Origin of the sequence: Paenibacillus hemerocallicola (assembly GCF_006265175.1) — a bacterium.
GTDB lineage: Bacteria > Bacillota > Bacilli > Paenibacillales > NBRC-103111 > Paenibacillus_AB > Paenibacillus_AB hemerocallicola.
Genome location: NZ_VDCQ01000045.1, coordinates 50,148 through 74,387 on the forward strand (window position 1 = coordinate 50,148; position 24,240 = coordinate 74,387).

Here is a 24,240-nt window from a genome sequence, read left to right on the forward strand (position 1 = left end):
GCAATAGTGCTACATGTTTGTTTCCAGACCATAACTAAACATCCCCTTATTTCGTATATGTTAATCGATTTCTATCTACACGCGCGATTGCATCTGCATATGCACTGGATGTCAAAACTTGATAATCAACCGTTTATCGGTAGTATGAGGATGGGGAGGTATGAACGACCGTTTGATACGATTATACGCTGAGTGAAATGTTTCCTACTCCGTCAAACCGATCGTGCGGATGATCCGAGTTCAGCAAGTAACGCGAAACATTGCCATTTGCTATGGCGATGCAATCGATGTCGATTAGGACGCCCTTCATTTTCGGCGATGCGGTTGGTGTGTTGATTTGCTTGTTGTTATCGAAGACAACAAGTGACGAAGCGTCGAACATCGACAGTTTGACCGAGCAGCTGTGGCTAGCGAATGCGGCGGAAGCGTTATCTTCAAACCAATTGTTCGTGATGCAGAGGGAGCGGATTTTCAAGCTGGCGTCGGACGTACTGTTGAATATGCCGGCTACGCCGTTGCGAATAAATTTGTTTCCCGTCACCATCATACCGTCGCTGCTATAGAGGAATAACCCGATCTGTTCATTGTCGACGAATAAGTTGTTGCTGATCAAGTCGACGTTTCGGCCTACGACTCGCAAGCCATACTTGGTTTTGGTAAACGTATTATTGACTACGATGACATTGGAGTAGAGCGGCTGATTTTTCCCAGTCTCGATGTTCAGACCCGTTCCGATACTATCGTGAATGATGTTGCCGTCAATCAAAATATTATGCTGATCCGCTCCGCCGCAACTAATTTCGTATTTGCCCGCACTTCCGGTCACTATGTTATTTCGCAGAATGACATTTTGGCTGCTGCGCGGCCAGGACGGATTCGGTTCCACATCAACACCTACCATCGGCTGTGTTCCTTGGATGGTCCCGGCTTGATCAACCAGACAATTCGTCATCGTAACACCGTCTTGCGCGATGAGCGATACGTTGTTGCGCCTGCATTTGGTTACCGTGCAGGAATCGATCACGATATGCTTGCTCACCTGTACTTGACGTGTCGGAGTGAACTGATAGATACCGGTGACGGTGATGCCATCCGTCATTGCTTCCGTAATGATGCAGTTTCGTACAATCACATTCGTGCAGCCTTTGATTTTTAGGCAGGTCTGGAAGCTTTCACCTCCTGCCAAAGCGGTCCGATTCGAGATGTTTCCGTTAAGCTGCAGCCCTTCTATCGTCATGTTCGTGCAATTTTGCAAGTATAGCAGCGTATAGTTGTCCACGGAAGTGGTGTAGATACTGTCTTGCTGCTTCGGAATATCGGGTACGCCGTCTTTGATCTTCAACATCGCATGTGAAGAGAAGATGTGGATGTTAGTTCGATCGCTTAGCCATAAACCGCCAGTTTCCAAAGCATAGAAGGCCGTTGCCGGCGGAATGTACAATGTCCCGCCGTTCGGAGGGATAGCATCGATTGCTGCTTGCAAAGCTGGTGTATCGTTGGTAACGCCGTTACCTTTGGCGCCAAACCAGGTGACGTTGTACGTGTTCTTGTCGATGTTACGTTTAAAGCGAGCGCCACTTGAAGAGACGAGAATCGTACCCGTGTTGTCGAGAGAAGACGAATCCGTCGGATCGTAATGGAAATGTCCTTCGTGACCGGGATCGGTGAGATAGTATTGCTCGTCGGTTTGAGGGGAGGTGTAGCTGCGCAGTTGTGCTAGGGTCATAAGGATAACACACTTGGGGCCGCTGCCAGTCGTATTCCCGTTTCCATTGCCGTTGCCGGCACCGTGATTTGGAATACCTCCTTTGTCGGCATATACATCGGCGTATACAGTCGACGCTCCTAGTGCTCCGGTCTGCAGCAGCCCGGCAGCGGTGAGCGACATTCCTGCCGCACCAAGCATTGTAAGCATTTTGCGTCTGCTTACTCCTGTCTTAGTCTGTCCTTCGCTCGCAGTGAAGTCGTCCGTTGTGGCGGACTGAGGGAATTCGTGTTGCTCCGGTCGGCTTCGATCGTGTCTCAAATCCCCCTCAGGACTGATGTTCCTCTTGTGCATCTTGATCGCCTCCATATTGGATGAAGTGAAATCGATTACTGTAGACATCAAGGATTGGTAATCGCTTTCAAGAGTAACATTACAATACGAAGAGGGGGGCTGTCAATGAAAAAATGTCGCACGTTACTTAAAAATAACTGTAGTTATATCAACCTTATTACCGTGTTTGATATAAGGTGGCTTTTCCAAGAAATTCGACTTTGTCGACGTACAGCGTAGTTGCCTGGTCCTCCGTGAGCAGCCCTTCGATCTGTTTCATCATGGCTTGCATCATCTCATCAGAGTCAACCCGCACGCTGGACAAGACCGGTGTACTCGCATTAATTAAACTCGTGGCACCGAATCCAAGCAAGCTGACTTGTTCGGGTACCGCTACGGAATGATCTTTGTGCCATTGCAGTGCGGCGAACTGGGCGATCGTATTGCAGCACAAAATCGCTGTATACGGCACTTCATAAATACGCAGCCGACGGCACAATTCATAGCCATCTTCTTCTTTGCAAGATTGCACCAGACCCATATTGGGTGTAATTCCGTGATCAATCAGAGCCTGGCGGTAGCCACGCAACGTGACTACGTGGACTTGAAGGTCAATACTCCCGAGAAAAAGTGCGATTTGTCGATGACCGAGGTCGATCAATCTCTTCGTCGCCGTATAAGCCACTTGGGATTGATCGTAAATAATTTGCCGCATGTTGCTGGAGGGGGCTGGCACATGTTCTTCGAACGATTGCAGCAAGTACGGTACGGCCGCCTGCTCCAAAGCTTGAATCGTCTCTGCGGTGTAAAGCCCCCGTACAATGATGCCTGCAAGATCGGTCGTATGCAAAAAGTGCGTTAGTTGTGTTATGGAATCGTTCGTCTGCGGAATGTATTTGAATATCAGATCGCACTGCATCCGATCCGCAGCCCGTGTAATGACATCGAGCCGTGACATGAAACGCGGGTCGTCGACCTCCATATTGATGAGCAAGAGGCAGAGACGATGGCGTGGTGTTGTATCTTTGTAGCCTAGTTCTTTGGCGGCTTGCAGGATGCGGTCTCGAGTCTCATGCGAGATGCTGCTGGATGGAGAATTGTTCAGAACAAGCGAAACGGCGGTGCGGGAAATGCCGAGATGATCGGCGATTTGTTTTTTTGTTACACTCATGCGGGATGCATCCTTTGCTTCATAATTTGAAATTCGATCGGTAGCAGGTATTCTTTGTTAGCTTTCTTGCTTTGTCGTCGCATCGAACGTGTAGGGCGGGCGGGAGGCGTCAGATCGGTGATGCGCCGTTATGTAACGCAATTTTGGCGAACAGCGCTATACTAGTCGGTATATTTGGCGCTATGATGTTACCGACTAGAATGCAGGGTTACGGCTAGTATAACACTCGTTACTTGAAGTGTGCAATCGAGTAGGAGGGAGCAGAGAGGTCTCGGACTTTTGCCGAAGAGCTTGCTTGGACAAGTGATCGCCAACAGCTTAAACCATGGGAAAGCTGACATTGTTCCTGAAGGATGGACGGCTGGAGATCGACAACAACCGAAGCGAACGGTCGGTCGATCAAGCCATTTGTGATCGGGTGAATGAATTGGTTGTTGCCAACACGCCGCGGAACGCGAAAGGCCTATGCGCACACCCATAAGCCTACTCGATCATTGCTTGTTGGTCGTTCCTTTCCATTGCTCACATACGCTTCCTTTGTTTCGGCGCGCCTCCAAGCGCATCGCTCAGCCATTTCAAATTTTGCTGATCTGTCGCGGAGTGCTTAATCCGTAGGTTAGCTAGTGTAAATGTCGTGAGAAGGAGCTGACCAATTCGGCATCGCATTTAGGATCGGATGAGGCCAATTTCATTACCATGAGATTGAGTTTTGAGTAGAACTGTCCTATCAACAAACATGCATCATATTACTATATGTTGCAACCGAATTCCCTATTTTCTCTATTCCGTTAGCTCTATAATGGGCCTAACTACAGTGAAAAGGGGAAACCGAATGTCATCAGCTACCGAACCGCAAATTCGACACATCGAGCTTCAATTAAGCAACGGCACCTATATGCGTATCGTGCCGATCACCTCGCGTACGTTCCGCGTTCGACTGAGCGAATCGCGCCAATTCGCGGAAACGCCGCTCGTCCGGTATGGAATCGTGAAAGGGGGAGAGGACGCTGTCGAGTTCGCCATATCCGAAGACGGGGAGTTTGTGTCGATCGCCACCGCCCGGGTCATGCTGACCGTCCATAAACGTGACGGAAGTGTCGCCTTGCGCAAGCCAAACGGCGAGCTGCTGACAAGCAATCCGATTCCGCCATGGTCTAACCGAACGAAAGGATTCGGAGCGGAATTTTCATTGTCCGATGACGAGAAACTATACGGACTCGGTGACGTGACTCGGGACCGGATCGAAAAAAGAGGACATCGCTTCGATATGTGGGTGCTCAACGTCAAATCGTACGCGCCGATTCCGTTCCTGATGAGCAGCAAAGGCTGGGGCCTGTTCATGAATACGACCTCGCGCCACTCGGTCGATATCGGCAAGACGGTCTCCGATCGTTTGCGGTATTGGGGGCGGGGCAGCGAGCTGGACTACTACTTATTCGCGGACGACAGTTATGAGGGACTGCTTGATCTGTATACGGATGTGACCGGCAAGCCGCAGCTGCTGCCGATTTGGGCTTACGGGCTGACGTTCGTATGCAACCAGCAGGCGAACGCCCGGGAGATGCTCGACGACGCCATGCAATTCCGCCGCGAAGGGATTCCGTGCGACTTGATCGGGCTGGAGCCGGGCTGGATGGAACATCGGTACGACTACTCCACGAACAAAAAATGGCATCCAGGACGGTTTTATATGCCGGATTGGGCGGATAAAAGCCCGGGCACCTTTATAGCGGCGCTGCAAAGACAAGGTTTCAAATTAAGCTTATGGCTGTGCTGCGACTACGACTTGAGCCATCACGAGGAGCGGCTTGCCGCAGACCAGTCCGCCAACGTCGCGGAAGTAGCGGATCGCGATCCCGTCATCCATGAAGACGACTACGAGCAGGATTCGAGACTGCAAGAGCCTACGTACCTTGACAAAGTGACGAAGCCGAATGAGGCATGGTTTATGCATTTGCAAAAGTTTGTCGATCAAGGCGTTTCCGCGTTCAAAATGGATGCGGCCAACCAAACGCTGGAGCATCCGGACCGGTTGTGGGGCAACGGCTTGTCCGACAACGAAATGCACAACCTGTACCCGCTGCTGCTCGGCAAGCAGATGCATACCGGCTTCAAGGAGCAAACCGGCCAGCGCTCGATGATCTATTCGGCGGGCGGCTACGTCGGCATTCAACAGTATGCCGCCACATGGGCGGGCGATACGGGAGGCGGACCGAAACCGCTCGTGTCGATATTGAACCACGGTATGACCGGGCATGTGAATACGAGCTGCGATATGGAAGTGTTCAGCGCCCCCGGTATTCATTTCGGATTTTTTCAGCCTTGGTCGCAAGTCAACAGTTGGGCGTATTGGCGCCATCCATGGCTGCTCGACAAAAAACTGCTGAACCTGTTCAAGCTGTACGCGAAGCTGCGCTATCGTCTGCTTCCGTACATTTATTCGGCCGCCCATACGGCCGCCCGTACCGGCTTGCCGATCGTGCGATCGATGCCGCTCGCTTTTCCGAACGACACCGGCACGGACCATTTGGTGCAGCAATATATGTTCGGCGATTCGCTGTTGGTCGGCGCTTTTACCGATACGATCTATTTGCCGGAGGGCGAATGGACCGACTATTGGACGGGGAAACGGTACTGCGGTCCTCAGCAGTTGCAGTATACGCCACCCTCGTATGCGGGCGGCCCGCTGTTCGTTCGTGGCGGCGCGATCATTCCGACTTGGCCGGAGATGGACTTTGTCGGCGACAAGCCGTTGGACGAGATCGGCCTGGACGTATATCCTGACGGGGAAAGCGAGTTCGTCCTATATGAAGACGACGGCAATACTTATCAATATTTGGAGCATGCCGTCGCCGTTACGCGTATTCGCAGCAAGGCCGATCCAGGCAAGACCACGATCGAAATCGCCCCGAGAGCCGGGCGCTATGAAGGCATGCCGGAGGGTCGCCGGTTCGAGCTGAATGTGCACGTGTCCGAAAAACCGGAGCAAGTGACCGTCAACGGCAAACGGTGGACGGAAGCCGGACACGGAGACGCCGCGACGGCGGCAGAGGAGACGTGGTCGTTTGATCCCGCGGGCGCGACCGTCCGTTTGGCGGTGTCGGAGGACGATTCCGGAGCAACGAGCGCGACGATCGAGCTGATATAAGAAAAGCTATTAAACGAAGCCTTTTCCACGACGCCTGACCCGGCATTTATCACTTTATCGAACTTGAAAATTCTGAATCGTTAAAAAAGAGGCTGTCCCGGGTCACGGTTATGACCTTCGGGACAGCCCTACCTTTCATCCTGGCCAATCGGCTTGAAACGGTTACTTTTTCGACGCCTTTTGCTCGGCGATGCCTTTGTTGATCAATTCCTCGGCATTGCGCAGCGCCGTGTTGACATCTACCTCCATGCCTTCTGTAAACATTTTTTGAACCTCGGCAATCATGATGCCTTGGGCTTTCGAGAAGTTGACCAGTCCCGTCGCTCTTGCCGGCGGCTCCGCAGCCGGTTTGTTGTACAGGAACGCGCCGACATTTTTTCCTTTATAGTACTGGCTGTCTTGGTTGAACGACTTTTTCATCTCGTCGCTTATTTTGGCAAGCGCCGGCGCCAATCCTTTTTTGCTCAGCTTCAATTGCGCTTCATCCGATGTAAGGTACGCCGCCACGTTCATCGCCGCTTCTTTCTGCTTGCTCGCATTCGTAATGAACAAGTAGCGCGGGCTGCCCCACAACGCGCCGTTCGGCCTTTCCTTGAACGTAGGCACGGAAACGATATCCCACTCGAACGACGTGTACGTTTCCGGCTGGGCGAAAATCTGCATGCCGGAGGTGCCGGTGGCGAACAATTTGCGATCCTCTTCCGTATAGCCCGATTTGCTGTCGAACCTCAAGCCGGGCAGCTTGTAGAAACGGACGAACCCTTCGACCAGCGTTTTCCATTCCGGGGTATTGACCGCCGCTTTGTCTTCCTTCGCATCCAGGTACGGCAGCCCGAACTGGTTGAATTCCATAAAGATTTGATGCCAGCGCTCGCTGTAGCCGCGGTATTGGATCCCGCCTTCGTTTCTCGTCAGCTTTTTGGCGATTTCGTAAGCGTCGTCCCACGTCATGCCGTCCTTCGGGTAAGCGACGCCGAATTTATCGAACAGCGTTTTGTTGTAATGCAGGGCGAACGCCGGGCCGTTTATCGGTAACCCGATCACTTTGCCGTTCGTGTAATATTTCATCGCTTCCAAGTATGCAGGCGCGATGCGGGTGAGATCGAATTTGCTCGTATTGATCAGCTCGGTCAAATCCTGATCCAGGCCGAATTCCTGAATCGACAGCGGGATCGTGCCTTTCGTGCCGATAATGATATCCGGCACATTTCCGGCGGTGACCATGTCCGACAATTTGGTGCTCGACTCGATGCCGGTCAACGTATAGTTCGGAAATTTTTCTCGAATGAGGGGGGCGAGCAATTCATCGAACTCCTGCTTGTTCGACGAATTCAATTAAAACGAAAGCTCGCCCGGCTTCTGGGTATCCGGCGTCTGCGAAACCGCTTTCCCTTCTTCCTTGGCGGTGCTGCCCGTGCTTGTGCCGCTGCCGCAAGCCGTTGCGGTAATCGCTGCCGCGGTCAGTAATGAAAGCACATACATAGATTTCGTCATAAAGTGTACCCCCTATTTAGTAGTGTACAAGCACAATCGATTGTTGCTTAATGCAATTATACGATGCGCTTACATTTCGATTAAATGGAGTTTGATTGCAATGAATGGTATTCTCATGAGAAAGTGGACGAAGTATGTTATAATCTTTCATAATTCTCGTGTATAAGGGGGACTTGCCTTGCCCGAGCAACGAACTTATGTTCATTTCCAGACGTTCGCAGGAACCTGCCATATGCGTATACACGTCATTGCCCCCGACACCTTTCGCGTCAGACTGTGTGCGAACGGAGATTTTCCGGAATCCGCTCTTGTCCGGTACGGAATCATCCGATTCCCTGCGACTGCGGCCGGTTATACCGTAACCGAAGACGGCGATTGTACATCCATTCATACGGAAAAAGCGGTTTTGCAGGTTGATCGGACGGACGGGCGTATAGCGCTTTCTTATTTGCGCCAAAGTTTATCGGTAAACCATACGCCTTCGGATGCGGAACGAGGATTCGGCGCACAACTGCGGTTGTCCCCGGATGAACGGCTATACGGGCTTGGCGACGAATCCCGGGAGACGATTATGAAGCGCGGCCGGATTGCCCGGATTCACCCGCTCAAGTCGGTCACGCTTGCGCCGATTCCGTTTCTCATGAGCAGTCTCGGTTGGGGGTTGTTCATCAATACGACTCGCAAGCACGAGATCGATATCGGCTGTACGGACCCCGACCGATTAACCTTTAGCCTGTCTGGAACCCAGTTGGACTATGTATTGTACACCGGAAACGGTTATGCCGAATTGTTGAACAAGTATACCGATACTACGGGCAAGCCGGAGCTGCTTCCGATATGGGCGTACGGATTTACCTTTATTTGCAACCAGCAGGCGAACGCGCGCGAGGCGATCGAGGACGGGCTGAAGTTTCGCCGGGAAGACATTCCGTGCGATACGTTCGGACTGGAATCGAATTGGATGGAAAAGCATTATGACCGCTCGACGACCAAAAATTGGCATCCGGGGCGGTTTTATATACCCGACTGGAGCCCGAAAGGCCAGCATACGTTTATCGGCACGCTTGCCGGAATGGGCTTCAAGCTGAGCCTATGGTTGAGCTGCGACTATGATTTAAGCGTTTACGAAGAACAGCAGCTGCGCCAACCCAAGCTCCAGTCGGCGAATGGGGACGGTTCCGCGGCCGTATCGGACAGCGAGCACCGCAACGAGGAAGCGTGGTACGAGCATCTGATGAAATTCGTCGATCAGGGCGTCAAGGCGTTCAAGCTGAGCGAAAGCAACATCGCGAGGGATCACTCCGCCAGACGGTGGGGCAATGGAATGACCATCGAAGAGATGGAGCTCCTGTACTCGCTGCTGCTGAGCAAACAAATGTATAACGGCTTCAAGCAGCAGACGGGGCTCCGACCCATGATCTACTCTGCCGAGTCGTATGCCGGCATTCAACAATATGCCGCCTTGTGGACGGGAGGCATGGAGTCGGAAAGGGAAAACAGGACGTTGATCACGATATTGAACGACGGTTTATCCGGCCTTTCCAACGTTACAAACGATATGAATATCCATTCGCCGTCGGGCATCCATTTCGGATTATTGCAGCCCTGGTGCATGGTAAACAGCTGGGCGTATTGGCGTCACCCTTGTTTGCTCGAAAGCCGTTTGCGCACGATGTTCAAGAACTATGCCAAGCTGCGCTACCGTCTGCTCCCGTATATTTATTCGGCCGCCCATACGGCCGCGCGTACGGGAATGCCGATCGCCCGGGCGATGCCTCTTCTGTACCCGCACGATAGCAGAATGGACAATATATTGACCCAATACATGTTTGGCGACGCATTTCTGGTTGCCGCTTTTACCGAGCGGGTGAGCTTGCCCGTAGGAGCTTGGATCGATTATTGGACGGGCGAGCGGCATAGCGGGCCCAAGGAACTGGAATACGACGTGCCCGATCATGTCGGCGGGCCGCTGTTCGTCCGGGCCGGAGCGATTATTCCAATGTGGCCGGAGATGGACTATGTCGGCCAAAAGGCGGTGGCCCGGATGAGCCTGCATATTTATCCGCATGGGGACAGCGACTACACGCTCTATGAAGACGATGGGACGACATTCGGCTATGCGACCGGAGAAGTCGCTTCCACAACCTTTTCCTGCGAATCGATCGAACGACAAACCGTCGTGCGGATCGGGAAGCGCATCGGACAATATGCCGGCATGCCGGTCAAGCGAAGCTACGATACGTTTATTTATACGAATACGAAACCGTCCCGGGTTACCGTAAACGGCGAAACGTACAAGGAAACGGCCCAGGCGCGGAAAATGGCCTCATCGCCGAGCTGGGTGTTCGACCGGTTATCCGGCTGCACTCAGCTATATATCGAGGAGTCGGGTACGGTACAAATCGAAATTGTACACGGAACGGAAAAAAGTCGCGACAGCAATCGTCCCCGTGCGGGCCGCGCCAAGGCGGACGTTCGAGCACGCGGCGATGCGGCACAGAACTTTCCTTTGTCGGCCGATACAGTGCTGATGCCCGGATCGCCGGACGGCGAAAAACATTTGGAGATCGGCCTGGAGCGCGGAGATTGGGACAAAACCCGCGACGCCCTGGAGCTGCTGCTGAAGGAAAGAGTCGATGAAGCCCGCCATCCCGATGAAGTCCGCGAAAATTTCCTTTACATGTGCGGGCTGCTCGTCCGTTTTCTCGATAGCAAAGGATGGCCGATGAAAGAAGTGATCGGGGAAAACTATGAATTATTTCTCGGCTTGCAGACGATGTCAGCCAAAGCGGAAGGCCGCGCGCTGCTCCTTCAAGTGGCGGAGCAAGTTACGGCTTATTCGCGAAACGCGCGGAATTCGTCCGTTCATCCGCTCGTTCAACGGTTGATGGAAATGGTCAACAAGTCGATCGACCAGCAATTTTTCAAATTGAGCGACGCCGCGGAGCTTCTTCACGTCAATGCCTCGCATTTGAGTCGGCTGTTCAAACAGGATACGGGAACTTCTTTCTCCGATTATGTGATGGAGAAAAAGATGAATTATGCCAAGCAATTGCTGCAAGGCGGCTGCAAAGTGGCCGATGCGGCCGTTTCGACCGGATTCCGGGACACCGGGTACTTTATCCGCGTATTCCGCAAATACTGGGGGGTCACCCCGGGCGAGCTGAAATTGTAGCGCTTTCAGGTGCAGAAGCGTTTGCGCTGCCGTTCCTGGCAGACTTCATGGACGCAAAAATTGGCTTTTTGCGAATACGCCGAACGAGCCAAGGCGAGTGCTACCATCTAGTGGTCCCGCCAACATTTAAAGATAATATACGCTAAGCCCTCAATCATGTCGGGCTTGGCGTTTTTTCTTACGCTAAGTCCAATAGTCCGGGCGGTATAGCCCGGATCACCGATTATTCAACTTCCGTTGTTTCAGCGGTCGTAATGAATGGAGAGACGTGTGCCGTTCCCCCAATATGAGGGCGGCGCCAGCTTGTCAACAATTTATTTGACTATATACTTTCACTTGAATATACTTAGGTAACCTAATATATAAATTACAAAACTATTAGGTAAACTATATATTTTGAGAACGAAAGGAGGTTACTCATTATGCGTATGCGTGGAGTGACCTATGACACGGGATTTCTAAGTGAAGGAACCAGCACATACACCAACTTCGAACCGGCGAGAGTGTACAGGGCAAGAGGAATGTTCATCGTCGAGTGGGAAGGTGCGCGTGCCGTTCGATTGATAGGCAGCTACGAGCGTAATGAGTCCGAACAGAGCCAATACTTCAACGATAGCTTCAACGTTTTCGAAGAAGCCGGAGTCGACACAGCATTCTGGTGTACCTTTGCGGCCCACAACTTGCCGTACGACGAAGACCCCATACACGATTTCGATCGAGCGTCATACGGGATCGTGCGGGTGCTGCAAGAAGGCCGCGGCACGACTTACCCCGACATGCCTTGGGAGCCTAAGGAAGTATTTTACACGATCGCAGCGCGATATGCAGCCTTAAGAGTTTAGCACAATAGAGTCATTGCATCTGGCAGCGATATTCGCACTCGAGGAGTGAATGGATTGTCGGAGGAGCAGAAGAAAATCGCAAAGCAGTTAATGGAAGCGTACTTCCAATCGCAAGTCAGTGGAAATATGATGCAGAATCGCACGGTATACAATCAAAAGCCAGGCGAGATCATGGTTCTCTATTTCATCAGCACGAATGTCAAGGATGACAGTCCAGGATTGATGGTTTCAGAAATAAGCGGAAAACTGGGGAGGAAGAAAGCCTGCTCGTTGCCGAGATGATGAGTAAAGCTTCGGATTATATGCTCAAACAAAAAGAATTTTTTATTCAGAGTTTCTTTGCGGATTAGTTAAATGAAGGACTTTAAACAAAGCGATTGAATAAAATTCTGGAGGAATTTATATGAAACATACGGTTATTACGGGGGCCAGCTCAGGAATTGGGTATGAAACGGCTCTTGCTTTTGCGGCTCGTGGAAAAAACTTAATCATAGCAGCTCGCAGAACGGAGGAATTGGAAAAGTTAAAATCAAAAGTGGCTACCATTAACCCGGGCCTGGATGTTGTCATTCGAACTGTTGACTTATCTGTTGCTGCAAAGGTTTATGAATTCTACGAAAGCCTTCAGAATTATCAGATCGAGACCTGGATCAACAATGCCGGGTCTGGAAGCTTTGCTTCTGTTGGGGAACAAAATTTAAATAAAGTTACGACAATGCTTCACTTGAATATTGAAGCCTTAACCGTTCTGTCGTCTCTTTATCTACGTGATTATGCAGATGTTGAAGGAACGCAAATCATCAATATTTCTTCAGGGGGAGGGTATCAAATTGTTGGAAATTCTGTGGCCTACTGCGCGACAAAGTTCTATGTAAGTGCCTTTACAGAAGGTCTCGCACAAGAATTGAAAGAAAAAGGAGCTGCCATGCAAGTAAAAGTCTTGGCTCCTGCTGCAACTGAATCTGAATTTATTAAAAGAGCTTTGGATTTAGATGAGTTTAATTATGAAGGATTAGTATCAAAATTTCATACTGCAAAAGAAATGGCTGGATTTATGTTGGATCTTTATGATGGCGATAAAGTTGTTGGAATTGTGAATGGAAAAACGTATGACTTCGAATTAAGAGATCCAATTTTTCCGTATGTGTCGAAGACAAGAACCTAGTTTTGCCTTAATAAAGAAATTTAAGAAGAGAGGGTCGATCCTGACCCTCTAATGTCCCGAATCTTGAGGGAGGGGCGTCAAACTTATTGATCGGCAAAATAAACTCACTACATTTTTACTCATTGAATATCGATGGTGTCGATAAATCGGAAATTAAACTAACCGATTACAATGGCTTTAATTTCTTTTATGTAAATAAATCGATTCCTTTGCCTATAAAAATCCAAATGTTCGATAAACAAAATCAAATGATTTATTCAAATTAGGATTAATTTTGGAGTTGACTTTTGATCAGTTTTGAAAGCTTCTTGTTTGCCTACCGAAAAGTTTGTCGATTGACCTGTTCATTAATTGGAACTATACTGTGTAGCAAAGAGGGTGAGTAGATGAAAAAAATTAGCAGTCGTTTTTCGATGGCAGTCCATATTCTCTCGATGATCACGTTGGACCCGCTATATAGTACAGGCGATCGAATAGCACGAAGCATCAATAGTAACCCTGTTGTAATTAGACGGATCATGGCCCATCTCAAAAAAGCAGGGTATATTGAAACAAAAGCTGGAGTTGCGGGGGCCTCCCTTCGAGTATCTCCCGAAAGATTAACCCTACTGGATATTTACCGGGCGGTCGAATCGGTGGAAGGAAACCAGCTTTTCAATTTTCATAAGAACCCTGACCCCAATTGCTCTGTAGGAATGAACATTGAATCGGTTCTTGCACCGCAACTCTCTCATGCGCAGATGGCACTGGAGCATGAACTGGCTTCCGTTACCCTGGCTCAGATTGTTGAGCAATTACGGACAAAAGTGAATGTAAAATAAAGCTGCTCCCTACGTGCCGTGGAGCAGCTTTTTTTTACATCTTTTAAATCTGCGCCAGTCAAACAGTAGCCTGTGCAGGCTCTACATATTCAATAAAACTGCCATCAGGATGTTGGACAAAAATGCTTGGACCAATAGGACCATGCTGATCCCTTACTATGAGGGTATTTTGCTGTTTTAATCCGACCTTCAATTCGTTCATGGAATCAACGTACACTACGGCACGGAGTGATCTAGCAGGCTCCAAGGCCTCCGGACTTCCAGATACGATAACATAAGGATATACTGTGGCTAAAGACAAGCCGGCTTCGGGAATATCCCATCTTCGATCCATAGGTCGGTTAGCAAGAGATTCATAATAAGCAACGGTTGTATCCAGTTGAGTTGTAAACACGGGGATAAAATGATCTGTGATTTTCATATTAACCTCCAAAATTTTATTTTAACCTATAACCATAATGGTTATATCAAGTATAGTTATATATAAATATCTTGATCTTGTCAAACTTTTTTGGTGAAGATTTTTCAATTACCCATCTCAGTTAGGTAAATGTCAGTAGATCTATTGCCGTAATGTAGACATGAAGGCATTCCCTCCGCCATTTGCTGCGGCAATTTCCACAAACCTCTAAAATATTTGGTCTTATTCTAAAAATAATTGCGCTTACATCGAGATAAGGCGGTGCTATACTACTAGGTGTAACTATCCGATCCGATACAGGTTAGCCAAATAACAGGTCAGCGGGGGAGATGGAATGTGCTGCAGATGTTGATTGTCGACGATGAACGGTCGGTCGATAAGGTTGACTTGAATACACTGATGAGAGAATTGCAGGAAAAAGCCGACGCAGCGATTGCGATTGAGAAGGAAAAGAAGAGAAAGTAACCGAGGGAGGCCCGGGTCGGCTTGTAACAAAATAGGTTGTGCAAAAATTCACGATACAATTGCATGCAACACGGCTTAGTAATCCCTTAATCGCAACAGAAATCGCAGGAGAATGGAGGGCGGCCATTCTCAACAGCGAGTGAGCCAGTCCCAAGTGAGGTGAAAAGACATTTCCATGCCACTGTATAGGTGGAGGGAAGTGTCTTTTAGATTACATAATAAATAATATGTAAACTATAATCCCGGCATCATGACCTTCATGTAGGGCCCTATGACCGGGCTGCCACTCTTGCGCTTTCAATCGAGCACTCCAATTGCTCTGATCCGCATATCGCTGGGCTGTCCGCCAATGAACGCCCACCTGCCTGGCAATGTCGCATACCGGTCATCCTTCTGCATCTCGAATAAGTTTGATATACTATTGTTGAGGCATTTTCAGCATTCCTTCCCGTCTCCTTCGTCAGTTCTCAGCAATCCTAACGATAGGAGGATAACAGGGTGCAGGCATATGTCTCATTTTTTTGCCGCTACTTGAGCATTACTACACTGCGATACTCGACACTTATAGTATGCAGCCGAATGATCGATTCCATAAGGGCAGCGTGACATGGGACGGTGAACCCCGAGGGGCATGCGGAAATTCAAATTGTTATCTCGTATATTTATTTCAAAAAGATCCTAATGTAAGTACAAATCGAATGCTGGCTGATAGAGGAGGTGACACATATATACAAGATACATATGAGAAGTATAAACACTTTCCGTACTACATAAATCGAGGACAAACAGGGAAAGAATTGAGCGTCTTGATGACATCGGGCCTGTCGAGTTGACGACGCATGCAGCGGCGATTCGTATCATTGACAAGGCCGCAAGAACGCGCTCCGGCTGGGCGCTGTTCTAAAACTGAAAACCGTCCGGGGAAACGAGACCGGACTCGGGAGGGATTGCTGGTGAAAGTCGGATTGGCTGAAGTGAACATTACGCCGCCGCTCGGAAATCAAATTCCGGGCTATGGTCCGAAAGAACGGTTGTCGACGGGCGTCAGGGACGAGCTGTACGTCAAGGCGATGGCGATCGAATCGGCGGACACGTCGCTCGCCTTCATTGTAATTGACATCATTTCGCTGGAGCTGGATTCCTGCGAACGCATTCGCAAGCGGGTACAGGAAGCGACAGGCATCCCGGCCGGGAACGTCATGGTGGCGTGCACGCATACGCATACCGGAGCGCCGCGCCCCGAGGGGGAGTATGCCCTCCGCTATTACCCCATTTTGGAGGACAAAGCGGCTGACGCCGCGATTATCGCCTATGCGCGCCGCGAGGAAGCGTCGGTCGGCTTCGGTCGGGGGTATGAGGATACGATCTCATTCAACCGTCGATTCTATATGAAGGACGGTACGGTCCAGACCAATCCGGGCGTTTTGAATCCGAATATCGACAGGCCGGAGGGACCGATCGATCCGGAGGTACTGGTCATGCGCATCGACAATGCGCAGGGCGAGCCGATCGGCGTCGTCAGCAATTATGCCGTACATACCGATTGCGTAGGAGGGACCGAGTATAGCAGCGATTATCCGGCCTATATCAGCCGCACTATCAAGCAATTGTACGGCGAATCGGTGGTCAGTCTGTTTTTTCAGGGGGCTTGCGGCAATCTGAATCATATTGACGTGTCGGGGCGCATCGACGCCAAGCTCGTACCGCATCGCGTCCGTATGGGGAATCGGCTCGGGCTGGAGATTGCCAAAGTGCGCGATCTGACGAAAACGTCGGCGGATGAGGTCCTGTTATCCACGGCAAGCCGCTTCATCACCGTATCGGCGCGGGCGCTGCGGGCGCACGAAATCGAGTGGGCGCATCATAAGCTTGTGGAGCTCGACGGCATGTCCGAGGAGTCGATGACAGCCAGACAACTGATGGAAAAAGCTCGAGCCGAGCGCCGCCTTCAGTCCCAAGGGAAGCCGCTGCCTACGCGGGCCTATGAAATCCAGGTGTCTGCGATCGGAGATTTGGCGATCGTGGCGCTGCCTTCGGAAATGTTCGTCGAGTTCGGGCTGGAAATCAAGGACAAATCGCCGTTTGCCTACACGATCATTAACGAACTGTCCAACGGCTCCGGTCTGGGCTATGTTTGTACGCCTCAAGCATGCGACCACGGCGGCTATGAGCCGACGGGAGCCTTGTTCTCCGAGGAAGCCGGAGGACGGTTCGTACAAGCGGCGATCGACCTGCTGCACGAACGCCATGCCGCGCGCTGTCTCCATAAGTAGAAAAACACGTCACAGAATGTTCCTTCTGTGACGTGTTTTTGTAATAAAGCTGTGAAGAACGGGCAGACGGTCAGGTTGATTACAATTCCTCCGTTTCTCTGAAATCAAATACCTCTTCAATCGTCAGTCCGAAATATTTGTCGATTTTGTAGGCAAGCACAAGGGACGCTGTGTACTTCCCCACCTCGAGCGAAGTGATCGTCTGTCGGGAAACGCCGACGGCTAACCCCAATTCTTCACCTCGTACCTCATCAACCTTTTCCTGCGAAAACGAAATGCCGGCGATTTGACTCCAAGTTGTCGCGGCTTGGTCGCGCTCGGTTTCGAAAAATGCCGATTGACAGTTTCTCTCTCCTTCTCTTATACTGATTACGTAAACGTTTTACTTCAATAAAATAAGGATGGATGTGATGTAATATAAGATATATAGGTATTAATTGATAAAACGTTTTATTAATATCGATCAAGGAGGTCACGAGCCACAAATGGTCTACAAACGAATGGCATGGTACGGTTTGCTGCTGACCGCATCGGCGTTAACCGGTTGCGGCGACGGAGGGGGAGGGAGCGGCGCGGCGAAAGCTCCCGCTATCGAGCAGGCGGAGCGACGGGAACCAGTCGAGCTGAAAATCGTTCCCCACTATTTGACGATGAGCGATCAGGAGTTCGAGGAGCTGCTGTTTCAGCCTCTGAAAGCCAAATATCCGCATATCACGATGAAGGTCGATCGGACCGATCCGGTGAAGCTGGCGGCCGCGGGCGAATTTCCGGATATTTTTTACGTAGCCAACGTCCGGTACAGTACGTTCAAGGATTTGGACATTCCTTACGACATTAGCGCGATGGTCAAAAACAAGGCGAACCCGGTCGATCTGAACGCCTTCGCGAAGCCGAATATCGATTGGATCGTCGAATTGGGTCCGAAAGGGGAACTTTATGGTCTTCCGTTCGATTTGAACCATTATGCGCTGTTTTACAACAAAGATATTTTCGATAAAAGGGGAGTGCCTTACCCGAAGGAAGGAATGACCTGGGAAGAGCTGCTCGAATTATCGAAAAAGATGACATTTGTCGACGCGGGCGTGCAATATCGCGGTTTCGTGCCATTTGCGCCCAATACGTTCGCGGCTATCAAATCGATGCCCGTGTACGACCAGACGACCAAAAAGGCGCTGCTCGACAACGCCGGCTACAAGTCGATCCTGGAGCTGATCAAGCCGTTTTACGAAATACCCGGTATTATTACCAACAACGAATATCCGATCAAAAGCGCCGATTTCATGAAAGACCGGAATGTGGCGATGATGGCCAACTGGCTGACGGATACGGCGAGCAACATGCAAAAAAACGGCATTCAAATGAATTTCGACATCGTCGGCATGCCTTCGTTCCAAGAGTTGCCGGGGGTGACGATCCATCCCGGCGCGAAGATGATCGGTATATCCAAGACGAGCAAGCATAAGGAAGACGCTTATTTGGCCATCCAATTTTTCACCTCGCCGGAGGTGCAAAGAAAGATCAATCGCGGGGGGCGCCTGACGGCGTTGGCCGACGAGTCGATCCGCAAAGATTTCGGCGCGGACGTCGAAGTGCTGAAAGGGAAAAATTTGGCTGGCGCTTTGAAGGTAAAGCCGGCCAAAATGATTCCTCCGCACGCGTACAACGCGTTGATCGACGGGAAGCTGAACGCCGTCGTGCCCGACTTGGCGAAAGGATCTAAAGATATCAACACGCTGCTTCGGGAAGCGCAGGAGGCGGCCGACAAAGCGATCGCTGAGGCGGAGGCGGCCAAAAAATAAATAGTTGCGACGGAGGCTCGGATGAGAAATTCGGACTTGAACTTGATTCCTTCCTATTGGAAGAGCGGGTTGGAGCACGTGAAAGAAACCGTATCCGCGGTCAAGCGCGGGCAGGCGGACGTGATCGCCCGATCCCCGGGAGGCCGGGACGTATATGCGGTTTATTACGGCGAAAAGCAGGATTTCCGTCGTAAAGCGAATTACAATTCGGCATGCGGAGCCGGGGATTTGTCGGCCTATGCCCGCAAAACCGATTCGACCCGACCGGTCGTCGCGATCGTGGGCGGCATTCACGGCGGCGAGCACGAGGGCATAGTCGCCATCTTGAATTTGATCCGGCTGCTCGAGACGGGAAAAGACTTTGACGGAAAAGAGAACGCTTACATTCGGGGGTGCGCCGATCGTTTGCGGCTGGTGCTCATTCCGTGTTTGAATCCCGACGGACGGGCGCGGGTTTCGTACGAAAGCATGGTCGGCAAAACGATGACGGAGCTTCGCTATCAGGTGCAGGGGACATGGACGGACGGTACGCTGTGCGGTTGGCCGGGTTGCAAGGCGGTTCATCCTATTGCCGGCGCCAGCGGACGTCTGGGAGGATACTTCAACGACGACGGGATCAATATCATGCACGACCATTTTTTCTCGCCTATGGCGGAGGAAACAAGACGGCTGATGGAGCTGACGGACCGGGAAGCGAGCGATGCGACCGTACTGCTGCACGGCGGGGCCAACTCGCCGAATCACTTCATGAGAACGAGCTACATTCCGCCGGCGGTGGAGACACTGCAAAATCGTCTTGTCGACAAGATGGAGGAAGCGTACCGGGCAAAAGGAATTCCATTTTTGCCGCTCCACGGCAACGGAATTCCCTCAAGTCCGACGCCTCCGTCCTTCAATCTGACCTCCGCGCTGCACCATATAAGCGGCGGACTTTCGATGACCTACGAGTCGAACCAAGGGCTTGATGCCGCAGGCTGCCGGTGTACCCATGAACAAATTTACGAAGGCCACTTCGTCATGTTCGAGCAGCTGTTCCGGTTCATGGAGGAAACGAATCCGTTGTTCCCGGCGGCGAATTAGCGATCTCCGGCTCCCCCTCCGGGGGGAGCTGTCGAAGCGACGGTACGTCAGGAGGGGATCGTGCCCGGCAACGGTCCCGTCGAGGAGCGTACGTGAAGCTCCGATTCCACTGTAACTTCTTTCCACGTCCGACTCTCCCCCGACTGGCCGCTCTCGGACCAGCAGTCCATGGCGGCCGAGACGAGCCGGCCGACATTCGGGCCGACAGTGGTAAGCGGGACGTCGTAAATGACCTCCATATCGGGGATGTTGTCGTATACGATCAGGGAGAAGTGCTCCGGAATTCGCAGGTTCAACCGGCGAACCGCTCGCAGAAACGGCTTCAAATAGCCGTTGCTGCTAATAATAAATGCGGTCGGCCGCTGGCTGGGCTCGCTGCCCAGAATATCGAGCAGTCGGTCTTCGGGCAGCTCCCCGACCAGCGGACTGCTTATCATATTCCGCTGGTCGAACTCCAGCCGGTATTCGAGCAAGCCGAGCGTAAAGCCGACCAGCTTGTCGTCCGACGTAAGGCCGACATAGGCGATCCGGCGATGGCCGAGCTCCGCCAGATGCCGCACCGCACTATAGATCGCATGCTTCCGATCGACGGCGATCCGGTGTGCGCTTTCCAGCTTGCCGCCGCCCATGACGAGAATTTCGCCCTGAAACAGCTCCTTGACTTTCAAAAACTCGCGCGAAGGGCTCCAGTCCGTTCCGGGCCACAGGACGACGCGTTGGATGAAATGCTCGCGGAGCACGGCCAGCGCGGTTTCCGGCTTGGCGAACGAGACGAGCAGGGAAGCGTCGCGCTCTTCCCCCTGCTTCTGGAATTCGTCGCACAAATGTTGGAAAAACGACCCTCTGACGATGGAGAAAATAAATCCGATGCAGTTCGATTGCTTATCCGCGAGCCGTTTGGCGGCCAAATTCGGAACGTAATTGAGCTCCTTGGCGATCGCGATAATTTTGGCGCGGACCGCATCGCTTACGCCGGGCTCGTTGTTCAGCGCTCTCGATACGGAAGCGATCGTAACGCCGGCCAGCTTGGCTATATCTTTGATCGTGACCATGGGGAAGGGCGAATCTCCTTGTTTGCGGGATTGAGTTAAACGTTTTAGAAAGGCGTGCTCTGCCATTATAACATAATGGCAGAGCGGATACTTCGCGAATTTCGGCAATTTGCCGTGAAAAGCAAGCCACAGGCCGCATGCCGCGCGGAGTCGCGAAACCGCAGCTTTGCGGAGAACGAAAACGATTTAGGCGCTGTTCCGAAAGGACCGCCCTGCTTGACGATCGAGCTTGCCTGTGCGAGCAAACCTCGATCGTCAAAGGACGGGTATGCAGCGCCTTGTTGGATCGTTCCCGCTGAGCGGCGGCATGCCGCATAAGTGGTTCGAATACAGTTCGACACGACTTGGAGGTTAGCAGCATGGACACTGGCATGGAATGGGCGGGAAGGCATTGGCTGACCGGAGAACGGGTACGCGTCCTCACGGCGGAAGGCCGCATCCGTTCCGTCGCCGCGGCAAGCGGAAGCAACGGAGAGGAGGGAGAGGCCTGGATAGCGCCGGGGTTGATCGACCTGCAAGTCAACGGCATTCACGGCATCGATTTCAATGATCCGTCGATTACGAACGACTGCATACGAAGCGCCGTTATGTATTTGCACTCGATCGGCGTCATCCGTTTTTGCCCGACAATCGTGACCAATGACAAGGCCGCGATGCTCGCGAGCATGCGCCGTATCGCGGAGGCTTGCGAGAGCGACGGGACGGTTGCCCGCGCGGTCATCGGGATCCATGTGGAAGGGCCGTTCCTTTCGGGCGTAGCCGGTGCGCGGGGAGCCCATGCGGAGAAGCATATGCGGGACCCGGATTGGCACGAATATTTGCGGTGGGAGGAAGCGTCGGGCGGACGGATCGCGATGGTGACGCTTGCTCCCGAGCGTCGCGGAGCCGTCGGCTTGATCCGCAAGCTGAAGGCGAGAGGGGTAATCGTCGCGATCGGGCATACCGATGCCGGGGAGGAGCATATCCGCGAGGCGGTGGAGGCTGGGGCGACGATGTCCACGCATCTGGGCAACGGAGCACGGACGATGCTGAAGAGGCACCCCAATTTCATATGGGAGCAGTTGGCGGAGGACCGGCTTTGGGCCGGATTTATCGCCGACGGCCACCATCTTCCCCGCTCCACGCTGAAGGCGATGATACGGGCGAAACGCAACAAGTCGATTTTGGTCAGCGATGCCAACCATTACGAAGGGTGTGCCCCGGGGCGGTACTGGAAGCGCAATCACCACGAGGTCGTGCTGAGGCCGGACGGCCGACTGTACATGGCCGAGACGCCGGACATCTTGTCGGGGGCGGCGCTTGGTTTGCACAAGGGCGTGGAAAACGTAGTCAAGTTCGGGATCGGTTCATGGGCAGAGGCGTTCGCGATGGCCTCGCTTCATCCCGCCGAGCTGATGGGCATGTCCGGTGCCGGAGACGGATTGACGCCGGGAGCCGACGCCGACTTCATCCGCTATCGTGCGAGTCCCGACCACGAGCTGGAAATCGTGGAGACGGTGGTCGGAGGAAAAACCGTATTTGCGAAACGGGGCCATGTTTCAAGCGACAGCAAACGATAATAGGTCAGGGGGCCGGCTACGATGGCATTCGGAATAAACGGAAAAACGACGGCATTGGCGGCCGTCTGCATGCTGGCCGCGACGCTTTCCGGCTGCGGCGGCGACAAAGCGGCGGAACAGCCTGCCCAGGCGATGAAGGACGAGATCGGGACCGCTCCGATCGACATCTCGATCTTTTTTACAACCGGCAAACCGACCAACGAAGCTTTCGAGGAAATATTCGTACTGCCCGTAAAAAAGAAGTATCCGAACATTACGCTGCGGATGGCGGAGGGCAAGCTGGATGAGCTGATTACGGCGAATCAGGTGCCGGATCTCGTTTACTCGCATATTGGCTACATGTATGCGTTGGATAAGCTGGATTTGCCGGTCGACCTCAATCCGTACGTTCAAAAATATAAGGTCGATATGAATCGGTTCGACCCGGTGGCGATCCAGGCGATCGAGAAGGCGAAGGCCGGTCAGCTCGCGGCATTTCCGTACATTCTCAACTTTGGCGGGTTATATTACAACAAAGATATTTTCGACAAGTTCGGGTCGGCGTATCCCCGGGACGGGATGACGTGGGACGACACGATCGAATTGGCCAAGAAGATGTCCCGGTTGGACGGCGGCGTGCAGTACAAAGGTCTGATCGTTTACAGTCTCGCCCGGTTCCAGAGGGTTGCCGGAAACACGTTCTACGACCCGAAAACGAATAAGGCGACGTTGGAATCGCCGGAGTGGAAATCGTTTTTCGACATCTTTATGCGAATCTACACCATTCCCGGCAATGAGCTGCCCAATCCGAACGATACGCTCGGTTACAATCCGTTTTTGAAAGAACGCAACGTGGCGATGCTCGCGCAAAACAACATTATCCCCAACTACTTGTTCGAGGCGTCGCAAAACGGGTTCAACTGGGACGTCGCCCAGTATCCGAGTCTCCCGAGCCGTCCGAACATCATGACGGATGCCGATGTGCAGACGATCTCGATCACCAAAACAAGCAAGCATAAGGACGCGGCGATGCAGGTGCTGCTCTCGGTTACTTCCGATGAAGTGCAGATGAATCTGGCCAAAAAGTATGCGCGCCTGTCGTCGCTCAAAGATCCGAAATTCAAAGCCGCGGTCGGAGAAGACTCGCCTTATCTGAAAGGGAAAAACATCGCCGGCATTTTCAAAAGCGGTATCGGACAGTCGCCGTTTCGCGATGAAATTGCCGGACAAGGCTCGACTTTGATCGACAAAGCGTTCGCCGACGCCTACTCGGGCCAAAAGGATGTCAATACGGCATTAAGAGAGGCTAACGAAGCGTTGAACAAATTCATCCAGGAGCAGGCGCGGCAATAACGACAAGGGAAGCATGGTTGGTAAATTGGACGAACTGCAGAGTTAATCCGCCAAATGGATTGCCACGAACGGATGAGTACTGTCTTCCTCCAGATCTTAAACGTTTTATGAGCTTTGCGGAGGCATGATGCTTTTTGAAACAAAGAGTATTACTGCCAGATCGTCCCGTCGAACGAGTTCGTCTTATCCAATCCAGTAATCGTGGGAGAACAAGTTGATGAGGACATATATAACGGTGAACGATGGTACTGGCTGAAAGAGGATTTTGAATCACTTGGAGATGCTTACGATGATATTGTTGGTAAATGAATCGTTGCACTAACGGGTAACGATAACGAAATCAGGAGCAAGCGCCGTGGCGACCTGCTCCTGATCGTTTAAGTTACGGGTAGATTTGTTGAATAT

19 protein-coding genes and 2 pseudogenes are annotated in these 24,240 nt (G+C 51.9%); 14 read left to right on the plus strand and 7 right to left on the minus strand.

Features of this window, described 5'->3' with window-relative positions:
* Positions 1 to 181: 181 nt before the first annotated feature.
* Positions 182 to 1,915, minus strand: a complete 1,734-nt coding sequence (locus FE784_RS26280) for a right-handed parallel beta-helix repeat-containing protein (RefSeq protein WP_176706531.1) — start codon at positions 1,913 to 1,915, stop codon at positions 182 to 184.
* Positions 1,916 to 2,216: 301 nt separating this feature from the next.
* Positions 2,217 to 3,209, minus strand: a complete 993-nt coding sequence (locus tag FE784_RS26285; protein ID WP_139605233.1) for a LacI family DNA-binding transcriptional regulator — start codon at positions 3,207 to 3,209, stop codon at positions 2,217 to 2,219.
* 276 nt (positions 3,210 to 3,485) lie between these two features.
* Between FE784_RS26285 and FE784_RS42955 the strand changes: the two are divergent.
* Together FE784_RS42955 and FE784_RS26295 are read left to right on the plus strand one after the other, a co-directional pair.
* Positions 3,486 to 3,669, plus strand: a pseudogene (locus tag FE784_RS42955) (IS66 family transposase); the annotation flags it as partial.
* A 372-nt stretch (positions 3,670 to 4,041) separates the two neighbouring features.
* Positions 4,042 to 6,357: a glycoside hydrolase family 31 protein gene (locus FE784_RS26295; RefSeq protein WP_176706532.1), complete on the plus strand. Its 2,316-nt coding sequence runs from the start codon at positions 4,042 to 4,044 to the stop codon at positions 6,355 to 6,357.
* Positions 6,358 to 6,519: 162 nt separating this feature from the next.
* Here FE784_RS26295 and FE784_RS26300 read toward each other — a convergent pair whose 3' ends face one another.
* Positions 6,520 to 7,692, minus strand: coding sequence for an extracellular solute-binding protein (locus tag FE784_RS26300; RefSeq protein WP_139605235.1), 1,173 nt, complete (start codon positions 7,690 to 7,692; stop codon positions 6,520 to 6,522).
* Entirely contained in the window at positions 7,693 to 7,851 is a 159-nt protein-coding gene (locus tag FE784_RS41135; protein WP_176706533.1) for a hypothetical protein, read from the minus strand. It abuts the gene before it with no gap.
* A gap of 178 nt (positions 7,852 to 8,029) precedes the next feature.
* On the opposite strand from FE784_RS41135, the gene FE784_RS26305 reads away from it, so the two are divergent.
* The 5 genes from FE784_RS26305 to FE784_RS26325 all read left to right on the plus strand — a co-directional run bounded on the left by FE784_RS26305 (position 8,030) and on the right by FE784_RS26325 (position 13,854).
* Entirely contained in the window at positions 8,030 to 11,026 is a 2,997-nt protein-coding gene (locus FE784_RS26305) for a TIM-barrel domain-containing protein (protein WP_139605236.1), read from the plus strand.
* 422 nt (positions 11,027 to 11,448) lie between these two features.
* Entirely contained in the window at positions 11,449 to 11,868 is a 420-nt protein-coding gene (locus tag FE784_RS26310; RefSeq protein ID WP_246132181.1) for a hypothetical protein, read from the plus strand.
* 54 nt (positions 11,869 to 11,922) lie between these two features.
* Positions 11,923 to 12,150, plus strand: a complete 228-nt coding sequence (locus FE784_RS26315) for a hypothetical protein (protein ID WP_246132182.1) — start codon at positions 11,923 to 11,925, stop codon at positions 12,148 to 12,150.
* Positions 12,151 to 12,271: 121 nt separating this feature from the next.
* The gene (locus tag FE784_RS26320; protein ID WP_139605237.1) at positions 12,272 to 13,033 is read left to right on the plus strand and encodes an SDR family NAD(P)-dependent oxidoreductase; all 762 of its coding nucleotides are present in this window, start codon (positions 12,272 to 12,274) and stop codon (positions 13,031 to 13,033) included.
* Positions 13,034 to 13,419: 386 nt separating this feature from the next.
* On the plus strand, positions 13,420 to 13,854 hold the full coding sequence (locus tag FE784_RS26325; protein ID WP_139605238.1) for an Rrf2 family transcriptional regulator: 435 nt from the start codon (positions 13,420 to 13,422) through the stop codon (positions 13,852 to 13,854).
* A gap of 58 nt (positions 13,855 to 13,912) precedes the next feature.
* Here the strand turns inward: FE784_RS26325 and FE784_RS26330 are convergent, their stop codons facing one another.
* Positions 13,913 to 14,275 (minus strand): VOC family protein, encoded by a 363-nt coding sequence (locus tag FE784_RS26330; RefSeq protein WP_139605239.1) that lies wholly within the window; start codon positions 14,273 to 14,275, stop codon positions 13,913 to 13,915.
* A gap of 336 nt (positions 14,276 to 14,611) precedes the next feature.
* Here FE784_RS26330 and FE784_RS42480 point away from each other — a divergent pair, with 336 nt between their 5' ends.
* Together FE784_RS42480 and FE784_RS26335 are read left to right on the plus strand one after the other, a co-directional pair.
* Positions 14,612 to 14,740: a hypothetical protein gene (locus FE784_RS42480; RefSeq protein ID WP_281287163.1), complete on the plus strand. Its 129-nt coding sequence runs from the start codon at positions 14,612 to 14,614 to the stop codon at positions 14,738 to 14,740.
* 953 nt (positions 14,741 to 15,693) lie between these two features.
* Positions 15,694 to 17,013, plus strand: a complete 1,320-nt coding sequence (locus FE784_RS26335; RefSeq protein WP_176706534.1) for a neutral/alkaline non-lysosomal ceramidase N-terminal domain-containing protein — start codon at positions 15,694 to 15,696, stop codon at positions 17,011 to 17,013.
* Positions 17,014 to 17,092: 79 nt separating this feature from the next.
* Here the strand turns inward: FE784_RS26335 and FE784_RS26340 are convergent, their stop codons facing one another.
* A complete protein-coding gene (locus FE784_RS26340) occupies positions 17,093 to 17,245 on the minus strand; it encodes a helix-turn-helix transcriptional regulator (RefSeq protein WP_425465571.1) in 153 nt (50 codons plus the stop codon).
* Positions 17,246 to 17,498: 253 nt separating this feature from the next.
* On the opposite strand from FE784_RS26340, the gene FE784_RS26345 reads away from it, so the two are divergent.
* A complete protein-coding gene (locus FE784_RS26345) occupies positions 17,499 to 18,812 on the plus strand; it encodes an ABC transporter substrate-binding protein (protein ID WP_139605242.1) in 1,314 nt (437 codons plus the stop codon).
* Positions 18,813 to 18,833: 21 nt separating this feature from the next.
* Entirely contained in the window at positions 18,834 to 19,892 is a 1,059-nt protein-coding gene (locus FE784_RS26350; RefSeq protein ID WP_139605243.1) for a M14 family zinc carboxypeptidase, read from the plus strand.
* 47 nt (positions 19,893 to 19,939) lie between these two features.
* On the opposite strand, the gene FE784_RS26355 is transcribed toward FE784_RS26350, so the two are convergent.
* A complete protein-coding gene (locus FE784_RS26355; RefSeq protein ID WP_176706535.1) occupies positions 19,940 to 20,944 on the minus strand; it encodes a LacI family DNA-binding transcriptional regulator in 1,005 nt (334 codons plus the stop codon).
* 359 nt (positions 20,945 to 21,303) lie between these two features.
* Here FE784_RS26355 and FE784_RS26360 point away from each other — a divergent pair, with 359 nt between their 5' ends.
* From FE784_RS26360 to FE784_RS42075, 3 genes and pseudogenes are all read left to right on the plus strand, one after another.
* Complete coding sequence (locus tag FE784_RS26360) at positions 21,304 to 22,503, plus strand: N-acetylglucosamine-6-phosphate deacetylase (RefSeq protein WP_139605245.1); 1,200 nt, start codon at positions 21,304 to 21,306, stop codon at positions 22,501 to 22,503.
* Between the two features lie 21 nt (positions 22,504 to 22,524).
* Complete coding sequence (locus FE784_RS26365) at positions 22,525 to 23,835, plus strand: ABC transporter substrate-binding protein (protein ID WP_139605246.1); 1,311 nt, start codon at positions 22,525 to 22,527, stop codon at positions 23,833 to 23,835.
* Positions 23,832 to 24,144, plus strand: a pseudogene (locus FE784_RS42075) (hypothetical protein). Before FE784_RS26365 ends, FE784_RS42075 begins: the two are co-directional and overlap by 4 nt.
* The last annotated feature ends 96 nt before the right edge of the window (positions 24,145 to 24,240 follow it).

Bases quoted from the DNA above. Each gene is read 5' to 3' on its own strand.
- FE784_RS26280 (WP_176706531.1), bottom strand. From the start codon at position 1,915: ATGCTTACAATGCTTGGTGCGGCAGGAATGTCGCTCACCGCTGCCGGG.
- FE784_RS26285 (WP_139605233.1), bottom strand. From the start codon at position 3,209: ATGAGTGTAACAAAAAAACAAATCGCCGATCATCTCGGCATTTCCCGC.
- FE784_RS26295 (WP_176706532.1), top strand. From the start codon at position 4,042: ATGTCATCAGCTACCGAACCGCAAATTCGACACATCGAGCTTCAATTA.
- FE784_RS41135 (WP_176706533.1), bottom strand. From the start codon at position 7,851: ATGACGAAATCTATGTATGTGCTTTCATTACTGACCGCGGCAGCGATT.
- FE784_RS26310 (WP_246132181.1), top strand. From the start codon at position 11,449: ATGCGTATGCGTGGAGTGACCTATGACACGGGATTTCTAAGTGAAGGA.
- FE784_RS26320 (WP_139605237.1), top strand. From the start codon at position 12,272: ATGAAACATACGGTTATTACGGGGGCCAGCTCAGGAATTGGGTATGAA.
- FE784_RS26325 (WP_139605238.1), top strand. From the start codon at position 13,420: ATGAAAAAAATTAGCAGTCGTTTTTCGATGGCAGTCCATATTCTCTCG.
- FE784_RS26330 (WP_139605239.1), bottom strand. From the start codon at position 14,275: ATGAAAATCACAGATCATTTTATCCCCGTGTTTACAACTCAACTGGAT.
- FE784_RS26345 (WP_139605242.1), top strand. From the start codon at position 17,499: ATGGTCTACAAACGAATGGCATGGTACGGTTTGCTGCTGACCGCATCG.
- FE784_RS26350 (WP_139605243.1), top strand. From the start codon at position 18,834: ATGAGAAATTCGGACTTGAACTTGATTCCTTCCTATTGGAAGAGCGGG.
- FE784_RS26355 (WP_176706535.1), bottom strand. From the start codon at position 20,944: ATGGTCACGATCAAAGATATAGCCAAGCTGGCCGGCGTTACGATCGCT.
- FE784_RS26360 (WP_139605245.1), top strand. From the start codon at position 21,304: ATGGACACTGGCATGGAATGGGCGGGAAGGCATTGGCTGACCGGAGAA.
- FE784_RS26365 (WP_139605246.1), top strand. From the start codon at position 22,525: ATGGCATTCGGAATAAACGGAAAAACGACGGCATTGGCGGCCGTCTGC.